The organism is Luteococcus sediminum (assembly GCF_054783495.1).
The window spans coordinates 298833-319592 of the sequence record NZ_BAAGQL010000005.1 but is presented as its reverse complement, the minus strand read 5'-3'; the positions used below and the strand labels follow the sequence as shown (position 1 = coordinate 319592).

The following is a 20760-nucleotide window of genomic DNA, read 5'->3' as shown; positions in this document are numbered from 1 at the left end:
GGGCAGGTAGCCCAGGCCGTTGAGCCGGCCCTGGATCTGCTTGACGGTGTTGTTGCGGTGGCCGGGCTTGGCGACGACGGTGGACGGGGCGGCAGCCCTGACCGTGGCGGCGGCCTGGCTCGGGGTGGCGCTGGCGGTCGCCGACGGGGCCGGCGTCGGCGTCGGCGTCGGTGCGGCCTGGGCGGTGACGGCAGGCCCGGCCAGCAGGCTTGCGCTGGCGAGGCTTGCGACGAATGCGCGGTTCAGGGTGCTGGACATGGTTTCCTCCGTGGGTGGCTTCCTGACTGGTACACGCTCCACGAGGCCGCGGGGTTGCACGGGATGCCAATTTTTTCCTGAAGGCCCCGGGGGGATGGAGCCAAGGCCTCATCCTCGCATCGTGAAGGGTCGCATCAGTGCTTGCCGTGGACGTGTCAGGAGGAAAAGAACCGCCGCCCACCCGTGGGGGTGGACGGCGGTTCAGCCAATCGTCAGCAGCTCACTTCTTGTTGGCCGCCTTGAGGCGGCTGCGCACCTTGGCGCGGTCGTTCATGCTGAGCTGCACCTTGCGGATGCGGACATTCTTCGGCGTCACCTCGAGGCACTCGTCCTCGGCGCAGTACTCCAGCGACTCCTCCAGGCTCATCAGTCGCGGCGGGATGAGGCGCTCGAGTTCGTCGCCGGTCGCGGAGCGCACATTGGTGAGGTGCTTCTCCTTGGTGGGGTTGACGTCCATCTCGTCGGGGCGGGAGTTCTCTCCCACCACCATGCCCTCGTAGACCTCCTCGCCGGGGCCGACGAACAGGGTGCCGCGCTCCTGCAGGTTGAACAGCGTGTACGAGGTGGTGACGCCCATGCGGTCGGCGACCAGCGAGCCGGTCGGGCGGTTGCGCATCTCGCCGGCCCACGGGAAGTGGCCCTCGTAGACGTGGTTCATGATGCCGGTGCCGCGGGTCTCGGTGAGGAACTCGGTGCGGAAGCCGATCAGGCCACGGGCGGGAAGCACGAACTCCATGCGCACCCATCCGGTGCCGTGATTGACCATCTGTTCCATGCGCGCCTTGCGCACGCCCATCATCTGGCTGACGGGGCCGACGAAGTCCTCGGGGCAGTCGACGGTCAGGCGCTCGAAGGGCTCGTGCAGCTTGCCGTCGATCTCGCGGGTGACCACCTCAGGCTTGCCGATGGTCAGCTCGAAGCCCTCGCGACGCATCATCTCCACCAGGACGGCGAGCTGCAGCTCGCCACGGCCCTGCACCTCCCAGGTGTCGGGACGCTCGGTGTCGTTGACGGTGATCGAGACATTGCCGATCAGTTCCTGGTCGAGGCGGTTCTTGACCATGCGGGCGGTCAGCAGCTTGCCGACGCGGCCGGCCAGCGGCGAGGTGTTGATGCCGATGGTCATCGAGATGCTGGGCTCGTCGACGTGGATCAGCGGCAGCGCCTTGGGATCGGCCGGATCGGCGATGGTCTCGCCGATGGTGATCTCCGGGATGCCGGCGATGGCGATGATGTCGCCGGGGCCCGCCTCGTCGACGGGCTTGCGCTCGAGGGCGTCGGTCATCAGGAGCTCGGACAGTTTCACCGTCTGCTGGCTGCCGTCGCGGCGGATCCAGGTGACCTGCTGGCCACGCTTGATGGTGCCCTCCTTGATGCGGCACAGCGCCAGGCGGCCCAGGTAGGGCGAGGAGTCCAGGTTGGTGACCAGGGCCTGCAGCGGGGCGTCCTCGGTGTAGGTGGGCGCCGGGATGGTCTTCTCGATGGTCTCGAAGAGCGGCTGCAGGGTCTCGGAGTCGGGCATGTCGCCGTCGGCGGGCTGGTTCAGCGAGGCGCGGCCGGCCTTCGCGGAGGCGAAGACGACCGGGAAGTCCAGCTGCTCGGCATTCTCGTCCTCGACGAGGTCCATGAACAGCTCATAGGTCTCGTCGATGACGGCGGAGATGCGCGCGTCAGGACGGTCGACCTTGTTGATGACCACGATCAGCGGCAGCTTCTTGGCCAGGGCCTTGCGCAGCACGAAGCGGGTCTGGGGCAGCGGACCCTCGGAGGAGTCGACCAGCAGGATGACGCCGTCGACCATCTCGAGACCGCGCTCGACCTCGCCACCGAAGTCGGCGTGGCCGGGAGTGTCGATGATGTTGATGGTCAGTTCCTGGCCATCGTCCATGGTGTGGCGAACGGCGGTGTTCTTCGCAAGGATCGTGATGCCCTTCTCGCGCTCGAGGTCCATGGAGTCCATGACGCGGTTGTTGACGTCCGACCCCTCACGGAAGGCGCCCGACTGCCAGAGCATGGCGTCGACGAGAGTCGTCTTGCCGTGGTCGACGTGGGCCACGATGGCGACATTGCGCAGGTCTTTGCGGATGGGCATGCAGAAAGCTCCGAAACTTGAGGGGAATTACCTGTGGAGTCTATGCCCCCACGCAGTGTGCACCTGACCGTCTGCTGTGGCGCAAGGCCCCGCCACAGCCGCGCCACAGCTGGGGCTCAGCTCTTCCTGCGGTCGGCGGCGACAGCCTCTTCCACGTCCGGCGACAGTGCACGGCCCGTCGCCAGGCGGGAGTGGCGGTAGCCATAGCCGAAGTAGACGGCGATGCCCAGGGCCAGCCAGACCAGGAAGCGCAGCCAGGTCTCGACGGCCAGGTTGAGCGTCAGGCCGATGCAGATCACTGCCGACAGGATCGGCAGCACGGGCGAGAAGGGCACCTTGAAGGGACGCTCCAGGTCCGGATGGGTGCGCCGCATCACCGGGATGCCGATGCTGACCAGGATGAAGGCGCTCAGCGTGCCGATGTTGACCATCTCCTCCAGCATGCCGATCGGGGTCAGGCCGGCCAGCAGGGCGATCACCACGGTGAGGATGGCGATGATCTTCGTCGGGGTGCGGTGCTGGGGGTGGATGGTGGCCAGCCCCATCGGCAGCAGGTTGTCGCGGCACATGGCGAAGACCAGGCGCGAGCAGCCGATGATCATGGTGAGCACCACGGTGAACAGGCCGACCACGGCGCCGGCGGCGATCAGGATGGCCATCCAACCCTTGCCGTGGTGGGCGAAGGCCTGGGCCAGCGAGGCCGAGGGCTCGAGCTGGTCGTAGCGCACCATGCCGGTGACCACGACGGAGACGGCGCAGTAGAGCACGGTGGCGATCAGCAGCGAACCGATGATGCCGCGGGGCAGGTCGCGCTGCGGATTGCGGGTCTCCTCGGCGGCGGTGGCAACGACATCGAAGCCCAGGTAGGCGAAGAAGACCAGCGCGGCGCCGGCCAGGATGCCGCCCACGCCGAAGGCGGCCGGCTGCAGGCCGAACAGGGCCTGGACCAGGGGCTGGGTCATCGTGCTGTGGGCGCCCTCGCTGGGCACCGGGGCCGGGATGAAGGGCGTGTAGTTGGACGGATTGATCAGCCCGATGCCCGCCACGACGACGAAGAGCACGATGGCCACCTTGATGCCCACCAGCACCGTCTCGACCCGCATCGACTCCTTGATGCCCAGGCTCACCAGGGCACCCAGGAAGAGCGCCAGCAGCACCGCCGGCACGTCGACGGCACCGCCATAGCTGTACTGGGCGGGCAGCGTGATGCCGACATGGCCGAGCAACACGCCCAGGTAGGCGCTCCAGCCCTGCGCCACCACGGCGGCGGCCAGCAACAGTTCGAGGATCAGGTCCCAGCCGATGATCCAGGCCACCAACTCGCCCATCGAGGCATAGCTGAAAGTGTAGGCCGATCCGGACACGGGCACGGAGGAGGCGAACTCGGCATAGCACAGGGCGGCCAGGCCACAGCACAGGGCGGCCAGCAGGAAGAAGAGCACCACTGCGGGGCCGGCCACCTGGTTGGCGGCCCGGCCGGTGAGGGTGAAGATGCCGGCGCCGACGATGATGCCCACCCCGAAGACGGTCAGGTCGAAGGCGCTCAGCGTCTTGGCCAGCTTGTACTCCGGCTCGTCGGTGTCGGCGAGGGACTGCTCGATCGACTTGGTGCGAAAGATCTTCACGTGGGGCTCCGACATCGGTGGGCTTGGCCACCACATCTTCGGCCCTTCGCCGCTGCAACGCACAACTTCCCGCATCGTGGACCGTCCCGAGGGCCTCGCCGCCACCCGGCGCGCGCCCTAGAGTTGGGGCATGGCACACGAGACCCACCCCAACCTGATGGCCTCCGGCCCGGAGACCCTGCTGCCCGCCGACCCGGCCCTGGCCCAGCTCGAGGAGCGCGGCACCGAGGGATTCATCGACGTGGTGCGGGCCAACCCGACCTCCAGCCTGTGCTGGGCGCTGCTGGCCGAGGCCGGCCTGGCCGAGAACACGCCCGAGGCCGACGTCACCGCCTACGCCTATGCCCGCACTGGCTACCACCGCGGACTCGACGCGCTGCGCCGCAATGGCTGGAAGGATTCCGGCCCGGTGCCGTGGAGCCACGTGCCCAACCAGGGCTTCCTGCGCTGCCTGCGGGCCCTGACCGTGGCCGCCGACCGGATCGGCGAGGATGCCGAGGCCCAGCGTTGTGCGCAGTTCCTGCGCGACTCCTCCGAGGAGGCCCACCAGGTGCTGGTCGAGGGCAACTGAGGGCCCTCCTGGGCCGCCCCTGGACAACGTCCAGGGGTGCCCCACCGGCCGTGGGCTAGAATCGTGCGGCACGAGCCTCTTGCCCATGCAGGAGGCTTCACCTGTTTCTGGCGGCGACCACAGTCGGGGCGCCGCCCATTGATCTTGGAGGGCTGAAATGCCTGGCATCGTGGTGATCGGGACCCAGTGGGGCGACGAGGGCAAGGGCAAGGCGGTGGACCAGCTCGGCGAGAGGGTCGACTTCTGCGCCCGCTACTCGGGCGGCAACAATGCCGGCCACACGGTGGTCGTCAACGGCAAGAAGACCGTGCTCCACCTGCTGCCCTCGGGCATCCTCAACGACAACACCACCTGTGTGCTGGGCAATGGCGTCGTGATCGACCTCGACGTCATGTACCACGAGCTCGACGAGCTGGCCGCGCAGGGCACCGAGGTGGCCCACCCGCTGGTCTCGGCGACCGCGCACGTGCTCACCAGCTACCACCAGACGATGGACAAGGTGACCGAGCGCTTCGCCGGCAAGCGCAAGATCGGCACCACCGGCCGCGGCATCGGCCCCGTCTACTCCGACAAGATCAACCGGATGGGCATCCGCGTCCAGGACCTCTTCGACGACCAGGTGCTGCGTGACAAGGTCGAGGCCGCCCTGGTGCTCAAGAACAGCCAGCTGGTCAAGATGTACAACCGGCCCGAGATCGAGGTCGACGAGGTCGTCGAGCAGCTGCTGGCGCACCGCGAGCGGATCCGTCCCTTCGTGGTGGACTCCGGCCGCGTGCTCAACGACGCCCTCGACGAGGGCAAGGTGGTCCTCTTCGAGGGCGCCCAGGCCCACCACCTGGACGTCGACCACGGCACCTATCCCTATGTCACCAGCTCCAACCCCACCGCCGGCGGCGCCTGCACCGGCACCGGTGTCGGCCCCACCCGCATCGACCGGATCGTAGGCATCGCCAAGGCCTACACCACCCGCGTCGGCGAGGGCCCCTTCCCCACCGAGCTCTTCGACGCCGACGGCGAGCGACTGCGCACCGAGGGCGGCGAGTTCGGTGCCACCACCGGCCGTCCCCGCCGGTGCGGCTGGTTCGACGCCCTGGTGGTGGAGCAGGCGGCCACCTACAACGGCTGCACCGACATCTTCCTCACCAAGCTCGACATCCTGTCCGGCTGGGATCGCATCCCCGTCTGCGTCGCCTATGAGGTGGACGGCGAACGCCTGGAGCACTTCCCGGTGGACGCCAACCAGCTGGCCAAGGCCACGCCCGTCCACGAATTCCTCGACGGCTGGCACGAGGACATCTCCGGCTGCCGAACCTTCGACGAGCTGCCCGCCAACTGCCAGGCCTATGTGCACCGCCTGGAGGAGCTGATCGGCTGCCGCATCTCCGGCATCGGCGTCGGCCCCGGCCGCGAGCAGACCATCACCATCAACGACCTGCTGTAACAAGAGCAAGGGGACGACCCCCTTGGACCCCCGCTGCGCTCGCACGCACCGCCGTTCGCAGGCTCACGGCTGAGCTCACGTGGGGCAGGGGGGGGACGACCCCCTTGGACCCCCGCTGTGCTCGCGTGGCACGTTAGGAACCCATGCACGCCTGGATCGATGTCAGCGCCGGGGTGGCCGGCGACATGCTGCTGGGTGCCATCCTCGACGCCGGGGCCCCGCTGGACGAGGTCCAGCGGGTCCTCGACCAGGTGGTGCCCGGATCGGTCCGGCTGCACGCCGAACCCGTGGTCCGGGGTGGCCAGCGCGGCACCAAGGCCCAGGTCGAGGTCCTCGTCGACGACCCTCCTCACCGCACCTGGGCCACCATCAGGACAATGCTGCAGGAAGCGGCGATCCCTGCCTGGACGGCCGACCGCGCCCTGGACGCCTTCGGCGCCCTGGCGCTGGCCGAGGCCCGGGTGCACGGCACCAGCCCTGACGAGGTCCACTTCCACGAGGTCGGCGCGCTGGACTCCCTCGCCGACGTGGTGGGCACCTGCGAGGGCCTGCGACTGCTCGGCGTGGAGAGCCTGTCGGCCTCGCCCGCCGCGCTGGGGGAGGGGCGGATCCGTGCGGCCCACGGCGACATCCCCGTCCCGGTGCCCGCCGTCGTGGAACTGGCTCTGGGGTGGCAGGTGCTGCAGACCCGCTACTCGGGAGTCCTCGCGTCGCCCCCCGGAACCTCCGCCCCGCACCAGCACGCCGGACATTCCCACGGCCACGACGAGCCCGCCGAGGTGACCCTTCCCGGAGCCGTCGGCGAGCTCGCCACCCCCACCGGCATGGCGCTGGTGCGGGCACTGGCCGCCAGCTGTGAACCGATGCCGTCCATGACGATGGTCGGCGTCGGGATCGGCTGCGGCGGCAAGGACTTCGCCGACCACCCCAATGTGGTGCGCATGGTGCTCGGCGACCGTGGACAGGACGCTCCCGTCGCCCGCACCGAGGACCCGCTCGGCATCGAGGTGCACGAGCTCGAGGCCACCGTCGACGACATGGACCCGCGCCTGTGGCCCGGAGTGATCGACGCCCTGCTCGCGGCCGGCGCCCGCGACGCCTGGCTGGTGCCCTGCGTCATGAAGAAGGGACGGCCCGGTTTCGTGCTGCACGCCCTGGCCGCCGCACCGGAGCAGGAACGGGTCGGCGACGTGATGCTGCGCCAGACCTCCACCCTGGGCATCCGCTCCCACCGGGTGCGGCGCACCATGCTGCAGCGCTACTGGCGCACCCTCACGGTGCGGGGAGTGGAGGTGGAGGTGAAGGTGGGCCACGACGACGGCATCGTCGCCCACGCCACCGCCGAGTTCGACTCCCTGGCCCGCGCTGCCCGCGAGCTCGGGATCGGCGAGCAGGAGATGCTGGCCGCAGTGCAGGCGGCGATCGTCGAGGCCGGGCTGGTCCCCGGAGCACGCGTCACCGACTGAGTGGCGCAGCCCCCGATGTCGGGGGCTGCGGCACACAGTTCAGCGACGATGGACCCTCCAGGGCAAGACCCGGCCAGCCCTGGGACAATTCGCAGCGACTCAATAGGCTCGAAAGCACCATGAGCGACATCCCCCCTTCCATCGGCACCAATCCCGCCGAGGCCGTCATCCGAGAGCTGCGGTCGGTGCCCGCAGGCCGGCTCGGCATCGCCTACTCCGGCGGGGTCGACTCCGCCGTCCTCCTCGCCCTGGCCGTGCAGGCACTGGGAACCGGGCGCGTCATCCCACTGCTCGGGGTGAGCCCCTCACTGGCCGCCGACGAGCGACGCATCGCCCACGAGGTGGCCGCCCAGATCGGCGTCGAGGCGCACGAGGTGGACACCCACGAGGGCGCCAACCCGGCCTATGTCGCCAACGGCGCCGACCGCTGCTTCCACTGCAAGGACGAGCTCTTCACGCGCATCGATGACCAGGTGGCCGACGAACTCGGGCTGGTGGCCGTCGCCTACGGGGAGAATGCCGACGACGTGCTGCGGCCCGACCGCCCCGGTGCCCGCGCCGCCACCGAGCACGACGTGCTGCGCCCCCTGGCCAGCGCCGGCATCACCAAGCCCCAGGTGCGGGCGATCGCCCGCGAGCTCGGCCTGTCCGTCGCCGACAAACCCGCCGCGCCCTGTCTCGCCTCCCGCATCCCCCACGGAGAACCCGTCACCCCCGAGAAGCTGCGCCAGGTGGAGGAGGCAGAACAGGCCGTGCGCCGCGCCGGCTTCAGCGACGGACGCGTCCGGCACCACGGCAGCATCGCCCGCATCGAACTGCCTGCCTCCGAGATCGGACGCCTCGCCGACGACCAGTTGCGCTCCCAGCTGCTCGCCGACGTGCGCGAGGCAGGCTTCGCCCACGTCACCGTCGACCTCGCCGCAATCCAGTCCGGCGCCTTCACGATGCAGATTCTCAGCAGAGGGGGGACGACCCCCCTCGAACCCCCCGCGCGGCGTGCGGGTGTGGATGCTGCGACCTCGTCGCAGCCGGGGGCTTCGACGCCGCCGGTCCTCAGCAGAGGGGGGACCACCCCCCTCGAACCCCCCGCGCGGCGTGCCGGGTCGGATGCTGCGACTTCGTCGCAGCCGGGTGCAGGGACGCCGCAGGTCCTCCAGCGAGGGGGGACGGCCGGCCATGACTGAGTCCGATCCGCTGGACGGCATCGCGAACCTCGACCTGGGGCGCGCCCGCCGACGCGGCTACCCAGAGGCCGTCTACTGCGAGGGCAAGACCACCGAACAGGTGCGGGCCATCGCCCGTCGCTTCGGTCACGCCGGGGGCCCCGAGGCGGGCGCCGTGCTCTTCACACGCGCCACGGCCGAACACGCCCAGGCCGTGCTGGCCGAACTCCCCGACGCGGCCCACGACGAACTGGCCGGCTTGCTGGCCTGGCCCGGAACCCCTCCCGAACCGACCGGCGAGCTGGTGGTGGTGGCCTGCGCCGGAACCTCCGACCTGCCCGTGGCGCGGGAGGCTGCGATGACCGCGCAGTACCTGGGACGCCGCACCGAACTGGTGGTCGACGTGGGCATCGCCGGCCTGCACAGAACCCTGGCCCGGCTCGACCTGCTACGCAGTGCCGGCTGCATCGTCGTGGTGGCAGGGATGGACGGTGCCCTGCCCGGCCTGGTCGCCGGGCTCGTGGAGGTACCGGTGGTGGCGGTGCCCACCTCCGTGGGCTATGGCGCCGCCTTCAACGGCCTGGCCCCCCTGCTGACGATGCTCAACGCCTGCGCTCCCGGCGTCGGCGTGGTCAACATCGACAACGGTTACGGTGGCGCCCACCTGGCCGCCCAGATCACCGCACCCCGATCACCACGGCCCGCTGCCGAACGGGGCTGACCGTTCAGCGGCGGCCACAGTCGTGCTGGTGCCTGCGTCCGTCGCGGTTGTCACCCTCACAGGACTGGGTGGGCAGCATGGCGGGCCGGTCGTCGACCTTCCGGCGTGGCGTCACCGGAACCAGGCTCGGCTCCACGGCGGTGGGCCGCATGCTGCTCGGGCGCGGCGCGGTGGAGGGATGCCCCGTGGGTTCCGGACTGCTGGGTCGTATCGAGGGCAAGGGCTCGGTCGACGGCGGGGGCACGACGCTCGCGGTGGGCCAGCCGACGGGCGGGGTGGAGCGTCCGGGCATCGGCGTCGGGTCGTCCAGCGGCATGGTGTGCGTGGTGGGTGCCTTCCACGTGGGCGTCGGCGGCGGTGTCCACGATCGGTGGGCGCGTGGCAGACCCACGCTCGTGCGGGTGGGCGAGGGAACCGGGCGGCTGGTGGCCGGCGCCGCGGCCGTCGAGCGGGCCGTGGGCGCCGGTGCCGTGCGCTGGGGCGCGGGGGGCGCCGGGGCTGTGGACGTCACCGAGGCAGTTGGTTGCGGGGTGGCCGAGCGCTGGGCGGCCGGGCTGCCCTCCCTCGTCGGCTGGGGCTTCGGGCGTGCCGGAGTGCTGGGCGTGGGGGAGCTCGCAGTCGGCGATGCTGCAGGATCGGGCTGGCTGACCTGGCCCTGGGGCGCAACCGTGTTCACGATGGCCGAAGTGGCCACTGCGGCCAGAAAGAGGATGGAACCGCTCTTCGCGACGCTCATGGGGTGCTGCCAGTGCTGCGGTTCATTGCTCTCCACCTCCGAATCGGCCATCAGGGAAGGGGAATGGCCGGTTTGGTCCAACGATATCTGAATCCTGAACAAGTCCTGAAGGGATCGCCGGGCGTCTGGAAGATCTGCCAGAACTGCGCGGGGGTCCGGGCGCACGTGCCCGGACCCCCGTCAGCTGTGGCGGAGGGCTGCCCCTCCGCGACGACCTCAGCCCAGCTGGGCGAGTGCCTCGTTGAAGGTGGCCGAGGGACGCATCACGTCGCTGGTCAGCTTCTCGTCGGGGCGGTAGTAGCCACCGATCTCGACGGCCTTGCCCTGCACGGACAGCAGCTCCTCGCTGATCTTCTGCTCGTCGGCGGTGAGCTTCTCCGAGATCGGCTTGAAGGCGGCCGCCAACTCGGCGTCCTCGGTCTGCTCGGCCAGCTCCTGAGCCCAGTACAGGGCCAGGTAGAAGTGCGAGCCACGGTTGTCGATCTGACCCACCTCGCGGGCGGGGGACTTGCCCTCGCCCAGCAGCTTCTCGGTGGCGGCGTCCAGTGCGGAAGCCAGCACCTCGGCGCGCTTGTTGCCGTCGGTGGTCGACAGGTGGCGCAGGCTCTCGGCCAGGGCCAGGAACTCACCCAGGGAGTCCCAGCGCAGGTAGTTCTCCTCCACCAGCTGCTGCACGTGCTTGGGGGCGGAGCCGCCGGCGCCGGTCTCGAACAGGCCGCCACCGTTCATCAGCGGCACCACCGAGAGCATCTTGGCGCTGGTGCCCAGCTCCAGGATCGGGAACAGGTCGGTGTTGTAGTCGCGCAGCACGTTGCCGGTCACCGAGATGGTGTCCTCACCCTTGCGGATGCGGTCGATGGAGAACTTGGTGGCCTCCACCGGGCTCATGATCTGGATGTCGAGGCCCTCGGTGGAGCCGACCAGCTCGGAATCGGCCAGGTAGGTCTTGACCAACTCGATCAGGTTGCGGTCGTGGGCGCGCTCGGTGTCCAGCCAGAAGATGGCGGGGGTCTTGGAGGCGCGGGCCCGGGTGACGGCCAGCTTCACCCAGTCGCGGATCGGGGCGTCCTTGGTCTGGCAGGCGCGCCAGATGTCACCGGCGGCCACCTCGTGCTCCATCAGCACCTCGCCGGCCTGGTTGAGCACCTGGACCTTGCCGTCGGTGGCGATCTCGAAGGTCTTGTCGTGCGAGCCGTACTCCTCGGCCTTCTGCGCCATCAGACCCACATTCGGCACCGAGCCCATGGTGGTGGGGTCGTAGGCGCCGTTGGCCTTGCAGTCGTCGATGACGACCTGGTAGATGCCGGCATAGGAGCTGTCGGGGATCACCGCGAGGGTGTCCTGCTGCTCGCCCTCGGCATTCCACATCTGGCCCGAGGTGCGGATCATCGCCGGCATCGAGGCGTCGACGATCACGTCGCTGGGCACGTGCAGGTTGGTGATGCCCTTGTCGGAGTTCACCATCGCCAGGGCGGGGCCGTCGGCCAGCTCGGCATCGAAGCTCTTCTTGATCTGTTCGCCATTGGCCAGCTTGTCCAGCCCGGCGAAGATGCCGCCCAGGCCGTTGTTGGCGCTCAGGCCGGCCGCGTCGAGGTCGCTGCCGAACTTCTCGAAGGTCTGCGGGAAGAAGGCCTTGACGACGTGGCCGAAGATGATCGGGTCGGAGACCTTCATCATGGTGGCCTTGAGGTGGGTGGAGAAGAGCACGCCCTCGTCCTTGGCGCGCTTGACCTGCTCGGCCAGGAAGGCGTCCAGGGCGGCGGCGCGCAGCACGGTGGCGTCGACGATCTCGCCCTTGAGCACCGGCAGCTTCTCCTTCAGCACGGTGGTGCTGCCGTCGGCGCCGACAAGCTGGATGGTGAGCACGTCGGCCTCGGGCAGCACGACCGACTGCTCGTTGTGGCGGAAGTCGTCGGCATCCATGGTGGCCACGGCGGTCTTCGAGTCGGCACTCCAGGCGCCCATCGAGTGGGGGTGCTTGCGGGCGAAGTTCTTGACCGCCAACGGGGCGCGACGGTCGGAGTTGCCCTCGCGCAGCACCGGGTTCACGGCCGAGCCCTTGATGGCGTCGTACTTGGCCTTGTCCTCGGCCGAGGCGCTGTCGTAATCGGGCAGGTCGACGCCCTGGGCCTGCAGTTCGGCGATGGCCGCCTTCAGCTGCGGCATGGAGGCCGAGATGTTCGGCAACTTGATGATGTTGGCCTCGGGGCTCTTGGCCAGCTCACCGAGCTCGGCCAGGTCGTCGCTCTGGTGCCCGAAGGCAGCGGCGATGCGGCCGGCCAGCGAGATGTCGCGGGTCTCGACCTCGACGCCGGCGGTGCTCAGGTAGGCCTGCACGACCGGCAGGAAGGAGAAGGTTGCGAGCAGCGGAGCCTCGTCGGTGTGGGTGTAGATGATCTTCGCCATGGGCTTGGTGATCCCCTCGAATCGTCGGACGTGTCTTGTCGTCGATACTGGCTGGCAGCCGTGCCAACCGTCCTTTCCAGACTAGCGGAGGCGACCGACAAAACCGCGGGCTCCAGCCACGGCGGTCACTCCTGGGGCATGCTGCGCACCTCGAGGTGTGGCTGCGGCACGAGGTTGGCCATGCCATTCCAGGCCAGGTTCACCAGGTGGGCGGCCACCACCTCCTTGGACGGCTGGCGGGTGTCCAGCCAGCTCTGCCCGGCCAGGGCCACCAGGCCCACCAGCGCCTGCGCGTAGAGACCGGCGAAGTCGACGTCGAAGCCGTGCCGGGCCAGGGGCGCGGCCAGCAGGTCCTCCACGCGTCCCACGATGTCGGACAGGATGCTGGCGAAGGAGCCCTGGCTCGAGACCACCGAGGAGTCGCGCGAGAGGATCCGGAAGCCGTCGGGATTCTCGTCCAGGTAGTTCATCAGGGCCAGCGCGCCGTACTCGATCAGCTGCCGGCTGGAGGCCCCCGGCGTGGTCAGGGCGGTGCGGATCGCGTCGTGCAGGCGCTGCACCTCGCGGTCGACCACCACCGCGTAGAGGCCCTCCTTGCCGCCGAAGTGCTCGTAGACCACCGGCTTGCTCACCTGGGCGCTGGCGGCGATCTCCTCGACGCTGGTGCCCTCGAAACCCTTCTGGGCGAACAGGGTGCGCGCCACCTCCACCAGCTGTTCACGACGCTCGGAGCTGGTCATCCGGATCCGCCCGCGGCGGGCGCGTCCACCACGTCCCGCCGTGGGCCGGGAGGAGCGGGGGCTGCTCTCGGCGCGGTTCTCGTCGGCGGGGTCCGGCAGGCTGGGCATGGACCCATCGTCCCATACCCCCGCGGGGGTGCTTCTGGTGCTGGACGAAGCGGTCCCGCGCGGAGCGGGCCGGTACTGCGGGCGGGGACGCGCGCGTCGAGGAAGTGCGTCGTCCGGTGTGAGGTGCGTAAGATCAAGGTGCCCTGCCATGCGCGGGGCGATCCCCGGTTGGTCTGTCGGTAGGGCCCGCCTGACTTTGAATCAGGACAAGCGACGCAGGTTCGACTCCTGCCCGGGGAGCGGACATCAGGTTCGCGAAGGCAAAGGAGTCCAGGTGAGCATGCAGGACAAGGACGAGACCGCACGGGTCTCCGCAGTGGTGGTCCTCGCTGCAGGTGGTGGGACGCGGATGAAGTCGAACACCTCCAAGCTCCTGCACGAGGTGGCCGGACGCTCCATGCTGAGCTATGCCGTCAACGCCGCCGAGGAGGTCGAGCCCGAGCACCTGGTGGTGGTCGTCGGCCACAAGCGCGAGCAGGTGCTGGAGCACCTGGCCGAGATCGCCCCCGGCGTGACCACCGCGGTCCAGGACGAGCAGAAGGGCACTGGACACGCCGTCCAGTGCGGCCTGCAGGGTCTGGGCGAGCTCACCGGAGAGGTGCTGGTGACCTACGGCGACGTGCCGATGCTCACCGGCGAGACCCTGGTGCAGCTGGTGCGCGAGCACCGCGCCCAGGACAACCACATCACCGTGCTGACCGCCGAGGTGCCCGAGCCCTTCGGCTACGGACGCATCATCCGCGACGTCGACGCGTCCTCTCCAGGGTCGGGCCGGGGCGACCAGATCGCCCGGATCGTCGAGCAGAAGGACGCCACCGCCGAGGAGGCGGCCGTCACCGAGATCAACTCCGGCATCTACATCTTCAATGCCCAGACCCTCTACGAGGGTCTCAAGCACCTCAAGACCGACAACGCGCAGGGCGAGCTCTACCTCACCGATGTGATCAGCACCGCCCGCGCCAACAGCGAGCGGGTCGGCGCGCACATGATCGACGACCTGTGGCAGACCGAGGGCGTCAACGATCGCGTCCAGCTGGCCCGGATGAACGGCGAGATGAACCGTCGCATCATCGACAAGTGGATGCGCAATGGCGTCACCATCCAGGACCCCGCCACCACGTGGATCCAGCACGACGTCGACATCGCCCAGGACGTGACCATCCTGGCCGGCACCCACCTGGAGGGCGCCACCAGCATCGCCACCGGGGCGGTCATCGGTCCCGACACCACGCTGACCAGCGTCGAGGTGGGGGAGGGCGCCGAGGTGGTGCGCACCCACGGTTCCTTCAGCGTCATCGGCCCCGGCGCCACGGTGGGCCCCTTCAGCTTCCTGCGCCCCGGCACCGAGCTGGGCGCCAAGGGCAAGATCGGCGCCTTCGTCGAGACCAAGAACGCCCAGATCGGCGACGGCTCCAAGGTGCCCCATCTGACCTACTGCGGCGACGTCCGCATCGGTGAGGACGTCAACGTCGGCGCCGGCACGATCTTCGCCAACTACGACGGCACCAACAAGTCGGTCACCCATCTGGGCGACGGGGTCTTCATTGGCTCCAACTCGGTCCTGGTGGCCCCGGTCGACATCGCGGACGGCGCCTTCGTGGCCGCCGGATCGGCCGTCGTCGAGGACGTCCCGGCCGGCAGCATGGCCGTCGCCCGCGGTCGCCAGCACGTCAGCGAGGGATGGGTCACGAAGCGTCGCCCCGCCTCGAAGGCCGCCAAGGCTGCCAGCCGCGGCAACCACGAGATCCACCCGGACGTGTCCGCGTCCCGGGAGAAGATGGCCAAGGTCAAGCCGGAGGACTACAAGTGAGTGGTGTCAAGCGCCCCAATGACAAGCACCTGATGCTCTTCTCGGGGCGGGCGCACCCCGGCCTCGCGGACGAGATCGCCGCCCTGATGGGGGTCGAGCTGGTGCCGACGCGCGCCATCGACTATGCCAACTCCGAGACCTATGTGCGCTTCGAGGAGTCGGTGCGCGGCGCTGACGCCTTCGTCATCCAGAGCCACTGCGCCCCGGTGAACCAGTGGATGATGGAGCAGCTGATCATGATCGACGCCCTCAAGCGGGCCTCGGCCAAGCGGATCACCGTGGTCAGCCCCTTCTACCCCTACGCCCGCCAGGACAAGAAGCACCTGGGTCGTGAGCCCATCAGCGCCCGCCTGATGGCCAACCTGTACAAGGCCGCCGGCGCCGACCGCCTGATGAGCGTCGACCTGCACGCTGCCCAGATCCAGGGCTTCTTCGACGGCCCCGTCGACCACCTGTGGGCGCTGCCGGTGCTTGCTGACTACGTCACCGAGAAGTACGACACCTCCGAGATGGTCGTCGTCTCGCCCGATGCCGGGCGCGTGCGACTGGCCGACATGTGGACCGACCGGCTGGGTTGCCCGCTGGCCATCATCCACAAGCGCCACGACGTGAACGTCGCCAACCAGGTGAAGGTGCACGAGGTGGTCGGCCAGGTGGAGGGCAAGGTCTGCCTGCTGGTCGACGACATGATCGACACCGCCGGCACCATCTGCCAGGCCGCCGAGGCCCTGATGGAGCACGGCGCCCGCCAGGTCATCGCCGCGACGACCCACCCGGTCTTCTCCGGCCCGGCCCGCGACCGCCTGGAGAACAGCTCCTTCAGCGAGATCATCGTCACCAACACCCTGCCCCTGCCCGAGAACTGCTGGGACATGAAGAAGGTGACCACGCTGTCGATCGCGCCGCTGATCGCCAAGGCCATCCACGAGGTCTTCGAGGATGGCTCGGTCACCAGCCTCTTCGGGGGCAATGCCTGAGCGATCCCGCTCCTGCAGTTGTTGGGCCCGGTCACCACAAGGTGGCCGGGCCCGCTGCATTCCCGCCGCCAGATGTGCCCGGACGTGTGGCGTGGCGGGTCAGGCCGGGCGCACCCCGACCATCCGGCTCACCGGCAGGGTGAAGGGGCCCTCGGCCTTCTTCATCAGCCGCGCCGTGCCGCTGGCCAGGGCCAGCACGCGCACCTCGGCGCTGCGGGGGCTGCCGTCGTCGGCGACGTAGTCGAGCACCCACCAGCCGGGGCGGCCGATGGACTCGCGCAGGGTCTGCACCAGGTTGCCCGAGGCGATCTGGTGCTTGCGGCCCTCGTCGCGGGCCAGCAGCTCGTCAACCACGCCGCGGGCGTCAACGCTGGCGGTCTCGGGCACCCGTACCGGGCCGCTGCCCTTGGCCCGGCGGGGAGCGGGGGTGGTGAAGCGGGCACCGGTCGCGTCCTGCGCCACGGGCGCCAGCCCCATGTGGCGCAGGAAACTGACCAGCTCCTCCGGCTCGGCGGCGGCCGCGAGCACGGTGGGGGCCAGCTTGCGCAGTCCCAGCACGGGGGCGTCGGCATGGCCAAGGACGGCATCGACCAGGACCGGGTCGTCGACGGTGAGCACGCTGCCCACGGCGGCCACCTGCACCTGCCCGTGCTTGCGGGCGATGTCGTCGACGAGGTAGTCGAGCGACTGCGGCACGCCGGTGCTGGAGTGCTCCCGGATCCAGCTGCGGATCTCGTCGGCGGTCCAGCCCGCATCCAGCCCACGTCGGATGCTGGCGGCGGTGAAGCGGTGCACGCCGGCGCCGCCGCTGGACTCGCGTTCGGCCAGCAGCCCCATGGCACGGGCGACGTCGGCCTGCAGCGGCGCGGGGGTGACGGCGGTCAGGTCGCCCTGGAGCAGGAAGTCGGTGACGGGTTGCGGGAAGCCGGGGTCGTCATCGGCATCCACCAGCAGCGTGCGGCGTCCCAGCGCTGTCAGGCCGAGCCAGCCGAATTCCTCGGTCAGGTCCTGGCAGTGGGCGTCGAGGTCGATCCTGCTCCAGCCGGGGCGCAGCCACAGCAGCCGCTCGGCCAGGCGTTCGGCGGTGACGGGGGTGCCCGGCGCGGCCGACTGCAGCTGCTGTGCAGCCAGCCGCCGCAGGGCCCCGGCCCAGGCGATGGTGTTGCCGGGGGCCAGTGCCGGGGCGGCGAGGTCGACGAGCTGGTCGAGGGCCAGCCAGGCCTGGCGCAGGGCTGTCCAGCGGCTCCAGCCGTCGGTCTCCAGCCACTGGTCGAAGTGGTGTGTGGGCAGCCAGGCGCCGGCGGTGCTGGCGATGAGCCCGGCGCGCTCGGCGACCAGCAGCAGGAAGAGGGTGCGTCGGGTGCCGCCGCCGTCCCTGGCCAGGACGTTGAGGTCACGCTTGGCCAGCGCGCCGGTGGCCAGCGGCCGCGGCTGCATCCGTCCCAGGGTCTCGATGACCACCTCGGTGCTGCTGACCAACTCGAAGGCGCTACCCAGACCGGCGCGGTCGGCCACCGACGAGGACTCCGGGGCCGGCCACGGCGGAACGACGGGGCTGGCCTCGTCGGCGAACAGTCGCCCGCCGCGCAGCCGCAGTGAGACCTCGCGAGGCAGGACGATCGTGTCCTGGTCGAGGGGGCGGACCAGCTTGTGGTGCAGCAGCTGGTCGACCGGGCGGGTGGAGTCGGCTCGGCCGCGACGGTCGGCCTGGGCCACCCGTCCGGTGGGGTTCTCCCAGGTGAGACGTTCCAGCACGGCGCGTCCGGATTCCCCGACGGCGGCCAGCGCGGTGTCGATGTCGGCATCGTCCATGGGCATGGTGGAGCTGGCCGCCAGGCCGGCCGGCCAGGCCCCGAACCAGGCGCGGGCGGCATGGGTCAGGTGCCAGCTGCGCTCGCTGCCCCAGGCCAGGGCGCGGCGGCGCAGGGCCTGCAGGGCATGCTCGACGGGCCCGCGTTCGACGGCCATCATCGCGGCCAGCCGACGGGTGCTGACCGCATCCGGTGCGGCCGCCAGGGCGAGGGCGACGCGACGCTGCCAGGAGTCGAGGGCCTCCAGGGCCAGGTGGGTGGAGGCCTGCCCGGTGGCGCGTTCGATGAGCTCGTCGAGGCTCTGGGGGCGGGGCACGGCGAGGTCGGGTCGCAGCTGCACCAGCGAGGTCAGGCCCTCGGCGTCGAGCCCCCTGATGACCTCGGCGACCGAACGGGGGGTGCTCACCGGCCTGCCCGGCGACGCAGGTCATCCCATCCGGCCAGCAGGCTGAAGGGGATCATCAACCCACAGGCCACCCTGGCCCAGGAGTCCAGCGCGCCGAAGGAGTTGCCGGTGAAGGTGGTGACCACCCACATCGCCAGCAGGCCCCAGATGACGGCCGAGTAGGTCTGGCGCATCAGCAGCACCCCGGCACGGGCACGGTTGGCCAGGATCGAGGCGACCAGCAGCAGGATCCAGCTGAAGGTGGGCACGACGGCGCCGAAGGCCAGCACGGCCAGCATCAGCCAGCCGACCTGCTGGACCACGTAGGGCAGCGTGATCCGGTCTGGCACGGGGGCCTGGGGACGCTGCGCCGGCCCCTGCCCCGTGCTCGGCTGCCACTGCTGGTCGGTCTGGACCTGCGACTCCTGGCCCGGCTGGTAGCCGGGCGGTGCCGGGTCGAAGGGGCCCCGGCGCACGGGTGCCTGGGGTGCGGGTGCCTGGGGTGCGGGGGCCTGGGGTGCGTGAGGCACGGGTGCGGGGGCCTGGGAGAGGGGATCCGGCTGGACGGGTTGCGGGGCTGCCGGAGGCTGGGGCGTGGTGGCGCTCGCCGGCGGCGGCAGCGGCACCGGAGCGCCGGTGGGCGGCGGCAGCTGGGCCAGCGAGGCGGCGGGAACTGCTGCAGGTGCGGGCAGGGGTGGTTGCTGGCCAGGGGCGGCGACGGGCACCGTCGGCAGGCCGGCGGGGGGCGGGAAGTCGGGCGCGAGCTCCGTGCCGGACTCCTCGGCCACGGGGCCCAACGGCATCATCGGATTCCAGGCATGTGCTGAGCCCCAGGCGCCCGCACCGCTGGACGAGGTGGTGAAGGCTTCGGCGGGGTCGCGCCGCGGTCCCTGCGAGGGGGCGAGTTCGGCCAGTGCGACGGTCTGCGGCGCCTCGAAGGCATCCGGCTGCTGCGCCGGGCGCCCGTCGGCGGGGTGGGGCGGACGGCTGCGGCCCTCCAGCGAGTCGGTGCGGGGCGTGACGAAGGCCTCGGGTCGCTCCACGGGCGCATACTGCGCCCCATCGGTCCAGTCAGCCATGCCCACCAGTCTAGGTGCCGGCTCGCAGGCTGCCGGGGAGGTGCCGGAGCAGTGGACGGTGGAGTGCGCTCGGCCGGACGGATAGACTTGGCCGAACCGTGCCCCCCGGCACGGCCGACATCGACCAAGCGAGGATGAAGTGCCCATCGGCAAGGTGCGTTTCTACGACGCAGAGAAGGGTTTTGGCTTCCTGTCCAAGGAGGACGGCGGAGACGTCTACGTGCGCGCCAATGTGCTTCCCGAGGGCGTCACCTCGCTCAAGGCAGGCCAGAAGGTCGAGTTCGGCATCGTCGAGGGACGACGCGGAGAGCAGGCCCTGGGCGTGCGGCTGCTGGAGGCCCCGCCGTCGCTGTCCAAGGCGGCCCGCAAGAAGCCCGAGCAGATGGCGGTCATCACCGAGGACCTGATCAAGCTGCTCGACGGCATCGGCAATGGCTACCGCCGCGGACGCCACCCCGAGGCGCGCCAGGCCCGACAGATCGCGCTGATGCTGCGCAAGGTCGCAGACGAACTGGAGCTGTGATGGCAACCACCAGGACCAGGGCCCCCAAGCCCGATGCAGTGACGGCGGCCGCCGTCGACCAGGCACGCGAGGCGGCCGTCGAACGTGCAGCCGACTTCGGCGTGGGCGAGCACATCGGTGCGGTCGCCGAGGGCGAGCGCGTGGTCACCCACCTGTTCGAGTGCCCCCACCCCGGCTACGCGGGCTGGCACTGGGCGGTCACGATGGTGCGCGCCTCGCGCGCCCGGGTGGCCACCGTCAACGAGGTGGTTCTGCTGCCCGGCCCCGACGCCCTGTTGGCGCCCCGCTGGGTTCCGTGGAGCGAGCGGATCCAGGCCGGCGACGTCACCCCCGGCACGCTGCTGCCCACCCCCGACAATGATCCGCGGCTGGAGCCGGGCTTCACCGGTGGCGAGTACGCCGCCGATGCCGACCCGGCCGAGTGGTCCGCCACTCGCGCCGTCGTGAACGAGTTGGGCCTGGGGCGCGAGCGCGTGCTGTCGCAGTACGGGCGCGCCGTCGCCGCCGAGCGGTGGAACGAGGGCGAGTCGGGATCCGACAACCAGTCCAGCCGCCTGGCCCCGGCCAGCTGCGTCAGCTGCGGCTACTTCGTGCGCCTGCAGGGCGGGCTGGGCAGCCTCTTCGGGGCCTGTACCAACGAGTTCTCACCCTTCGACGCCACCGTCGTCTCGGTCGACCACGGCTGCGGCGGCCACTCCGACGTCGTCGCCGAGGAGCGGGGCATCGAGCTGCAGCCGCCCGTCTTCGACACCATCAGCATCGACAACAACCTGTTCGACTGAGCAGACCCGCACCGCGCCCCTGCTGACGCCTCCCGTTCAGCAGGGGCGCGGTGCGTCCTGCCCAGG

General features: G+C 70.3%; 16 protein-coding genes, 1 tRNA gene and 1 pseudogene. 11 read left to right on the top strand and 7 right to left on the bottom strand.

Going from position 1 to position 20760, the window contains the following annotated elements; genetic code table 11:
* The 3 genes and pseudogenes from ACYVKA_RS04175 to ACYVKA_RS04165 all read right to left on the bottom strand — a co-directional run.
* Positions 1 to 258: pseudogene (locus ACYVKA_RS04175) on the bottom strand (hypothetical protein); the annotation flags it as partial.
* Between the two features lie 220 nt (positions 259 to 478).
* On the bottom strand, positions 479 to 2350 hold the full coding sequence (gene typA, locus ACYVKA_RS04170) for a translational GTPase TypA (protein WP_460703191.1): 1872 nt from the start codon (positions 2348 to 2350) through the stop codon (positions 479 to 481).
* Between the two features lie 116 nt (positions 2351 to 2466).
* Positions 2467 to 3975: an APC family permease gene (locus ACYVKA_RS04165; RefSeq protein ID WP_460703189.1), complete on the bottom strand. Its 1509-nt coding sequence runs from the start codon at positions 3973 to 3975 to the stop codon at positions 2467 to 2469.
* A 130-nt stretch (positions 3976 to 4105) separates the two neighbouring features.
* On the opposite strand from ACYVKA_RS04165, the gene ACYVKA_RS04160 reads away from it, so the two are divergent.
* The 6 genes from ACYVKA_RS04160 (at position 4106) to ACYVKA_RS04135 (ending at position 10164) form a co-directional block, all read left to right on the top strand.
* Complete coding sequence (locus ACYVKA_RS04160) at positions 4106 to 4546, top strand: DUF3151 domain-containing protein (protein ID WP_460703187.1); 441 nt, start codon at positions 4106 to 4108, stop codon at positions 4544 to 4546.
* Between the two features lie 157 nt (positions 4547 to 4703).
* Positions 4704 to 5987, top strand: coding sequence for an adenylosuccinate synthase (locus ACYVKA_RS04155; protein WP_460703185.1), 1284 nt, complete (start codon positions 4704 to 4706; stop codon positions 5985 to 5987).
* A gap of 143 nt (positions 5988 to 6130) precedes the next feature.
* Entirely contained in the window at positions 6131 to 7453 is a 1323-nt protein-coding gene (gene larC / locus ACYVKA_RS04150; RefSeq protein WP_460703183.1) for a nickel pincer cofactor biosynthesis protein LarC, read from the top strand.
* 119 nt (positions 7454 to 7572) lie between these two features.
* The gene (gene larE / locus ACYVKA_RS04145; protein WP_460703181.1) at positions 7573 to 8637 is read left to right on the top strand and encodes an ATP-dependent sacrificial sulfur transferase LarE; all 1065 of its coding nucleotides are present in this window, start codon (positions 7573 to 7575) and stop codon (positions 8635 to 8637) included.
* Positions 8630 to 9337 carry a nickel pincer cofactor biosynthesis protein LarB gene (gene larB, locus ACYVKA_RS04140; protein WP_460703178.1) on the top strand — a complete coding sequence of 236 codons (708 nt, stop codon included), beginning with the start codon at positions 8630 to 8632 and terminating at the stop codon, positions 9335 to 9337. The genes larE and larB overlap by 8 nt, the downstream gene beginning before the upstream one ends.
* A gap of 68 nt (positions 9338 to 9405) precedes the next feature.
* Positions 9406 to 10164 carry a hypothetical protein gene (locus tag ACYVKA_RS04135; RefSeq protein ID WP_460703176.1) on the top strand — a complete coding sequence of 253 codons (759 nt, stop codon included), beginning with the start codon at positions 9406 to 9408 and terminating at the stop codon, positions 10162 to 10164.
* Positions 10165 to 10289: 125 nt separating this feature from the next.
* Here ACYVKA_RS04135 and ACYVKA_RS04130 read toward each other — a convergent pair whose 3' ends face one another.
* Positions 10290 to 12479 carry an NADP-dependent isocitrate dehydrogenase gene (locus ACYVKA_RS04130; RefSeq protein ID WP_460703174.1) on the bottom strand — a complete coding sequence of 730 codons (2190 nt, stop codon included), beginning with the start codon at positions 12477 to 12479 and terminating at the stop codon, positions 10290 to 10292.
* Positions 12480 to 12604: 125 nt separating this feature from the next.
* Entirely contained in the window at positions 12605 to 13219 is a 615-nt protein-coding gene (locus ACYVKA_RS04125) for a TetR/AcrR family transcriptional regulator (protein WP_460703221.1), read from the bottom strand.
* 269 nt (positions 13220 to 13488) lie between these two features.
* Between ACYVKA_RS04125 and ACYVKA_RS04120 the strand changes: the two genes are divergently transcribed.
* The 3 genes from ACYVKA_RS04120 (at position 13489) to ACYVKA_RS04110 (ending at position 16114) form a co-directional block, all read left to right on the top strand.
* A tRNA-Gln gene (locus ACYVKA_RS04120) sits at positions 13489 to 13567 on the top strand.
* 40 nt (positions 13568 to 13607) lie between these two features.
* The gene (gene glmU / locus ACYVKA_RS04115; RefSeq protein WP_460703219.1) at positions 13608 to 15137 is read left to right on the top strand and encodes a bifunctional UDP-N-acetylglucosamine diphosphorylase/glucosamine-1-phosphate N-acetyltransferase GlmU; all 1530 of its coding nucleotides are present in this window, start codon (positions 13608 to 13610) and stop codon (positions 15135 to 15137) included.
* A complete protein-coding gene (locus tag ACYVKA_RS04110) occupies positions 15134 to 16114 on the top strand; it encodes a ribose-phosphate diphosphokinase (protein WP_460703172.1) in 981 nt (326 codons plus the stop codon). Before glmU ends, ACYVKA_RS04110 begins: the two co-directional genes overlap by 4 nt.
* Positions 16115 to 16213: 99 nt before the next feature.
* On the opposite strand, the gene ACYVKA_RS04105 is transcribed toward ACYVKA_RS04110, so the two are convergent.
* Complete coding sequence (locus ACYVKA_RS04105) at positions 16214 to 18331, bottom strand: helicase-associated domain-containing protein (RefSeq protein WP_460703170.1); 2118 nt, start codon at positions 18329 to 18331, stop codon at positions 16214 to 16216.
* Complete coding sequence (locus tag ACYVKA_RS04100; RefSeq protein ID WP_460703168.1) at positions 18328 to 19389, bottom strand: hypothetical protein; 1062 nt, start codon at positions 19387 to 19389, stop codon at positions 18328 to 18330. The genes ACYVKA_RS04105 and ACYVKA_RS04100 overlap by 4 nt, the downstream gene beginning before the upstream one ends.
* Positions 19390 to 19528: 139 nt before the next feature.
* On the opposite strand from ACYVKA_RS04100, the gene ACYVKA_RS04095 reads away from it, so the two are divergent.
* Positions 19529 to 19912, top strand: a complete 384-nt coding sequence (locus ACYVKA_RS04095) for a cold-shock protein (protein ID WP_394276758.1) — start codon at positions 19529 to 19531, stop codon at positions 19910 to 19912.
* Positions 19912 to 20694 (top strand): DUF3027 domain-containing protein, encoded by a 783-nt coding sequence (locus tag ACYVKA_RS04090; protein ID WP_394276757.1) that lies wholly within the window; start codon positions 19912 to 19914, stop codon positions 20692 to 20694. Before ACYVKA_RS04095 ends, ACYVKA_RS04090 begins: the two co-directional genes overlap by 1 nt.
* Positions 20695 to 20760: the final 66 nt, after the last annotated feature.

Bases quoted from the DNA above. Each gene is read 5' to 3' on its own strand.
- ACYVKA_RS04160 (WP_460703187.1), top strand. From the start codon at position 4,106: ATGGCACACGAGACCCACCCCAACCTGATGGCCTCCGGCCCGGAGACC.
- larE (WP_460703181.1), top strand. From the start codon at position 7,573: ATGAGCGACATCCCCCCTTCCATCGGCACCAATCCCGCCGAGGCCGTC.
- ACYVKA_RS04155 (WP_460703185.1), top strand. From the start codon at position 4,704: ATGCCTGGCATCGTGGTGATCGGGACCCAGTGGGGCGACGAGGGCAAG.
- glmU (WP_460703219.1), top strand. From the start codon at position 13,608: ATGCAGGACAAGGACGAGACCGCACGGGTCTCCGCAGTGGTGGTCCTC.
- ACYVKA_RS04130 (WP_460703174.1), bottom strand. From the start codon at position 12,479: ATGGCGAAGATCATCTACACCCACACCGACGAGGCTCCGCTGCTCGCA.
- ACYVKA_RS04100 (WP_460703168.1), bottom strand. From the start codon at position 19,389: ATGGCTGACTGGACCGATGGGGCGCAGTATGCGCCCGTGGAGCGACCC.
- typA (WP_460703191.1), bottom strand. From the start codon at position 2,350: ATGCCCATCCGCAAAGACCTGCGCAATGTCGCCATCGTGGCCCACGTC.
- larC (WP_460703183.1), top strand. From the start codon at position 6,131: ATGCACGCCTGGATCGATGTCAGCGCCGGGGTGGCCGGCGACATGCTG.
- ACYVKA_RS04125 (WP_460703221.1), bottom strand. From the start codon at position 13,219: ATGACCAGCTCCGAGCGTCGTGAACAGCTGGTGGAGGTGGCGCGCACC.
- larB (WP_460703178.1), top strand. From the start codon at position 8,630: ATGACTGAGTCCGATCCGCTGGACGGCATCGCGAACCTCGACCTGGGG.
- ACYVKA_RS04090 (WP_394276757.1), top strand. From the start codon at position 19,912: ATGGCAACCACCAGGACCAGGGCCCCCAAGCCCGATGCAGTGACGGCG.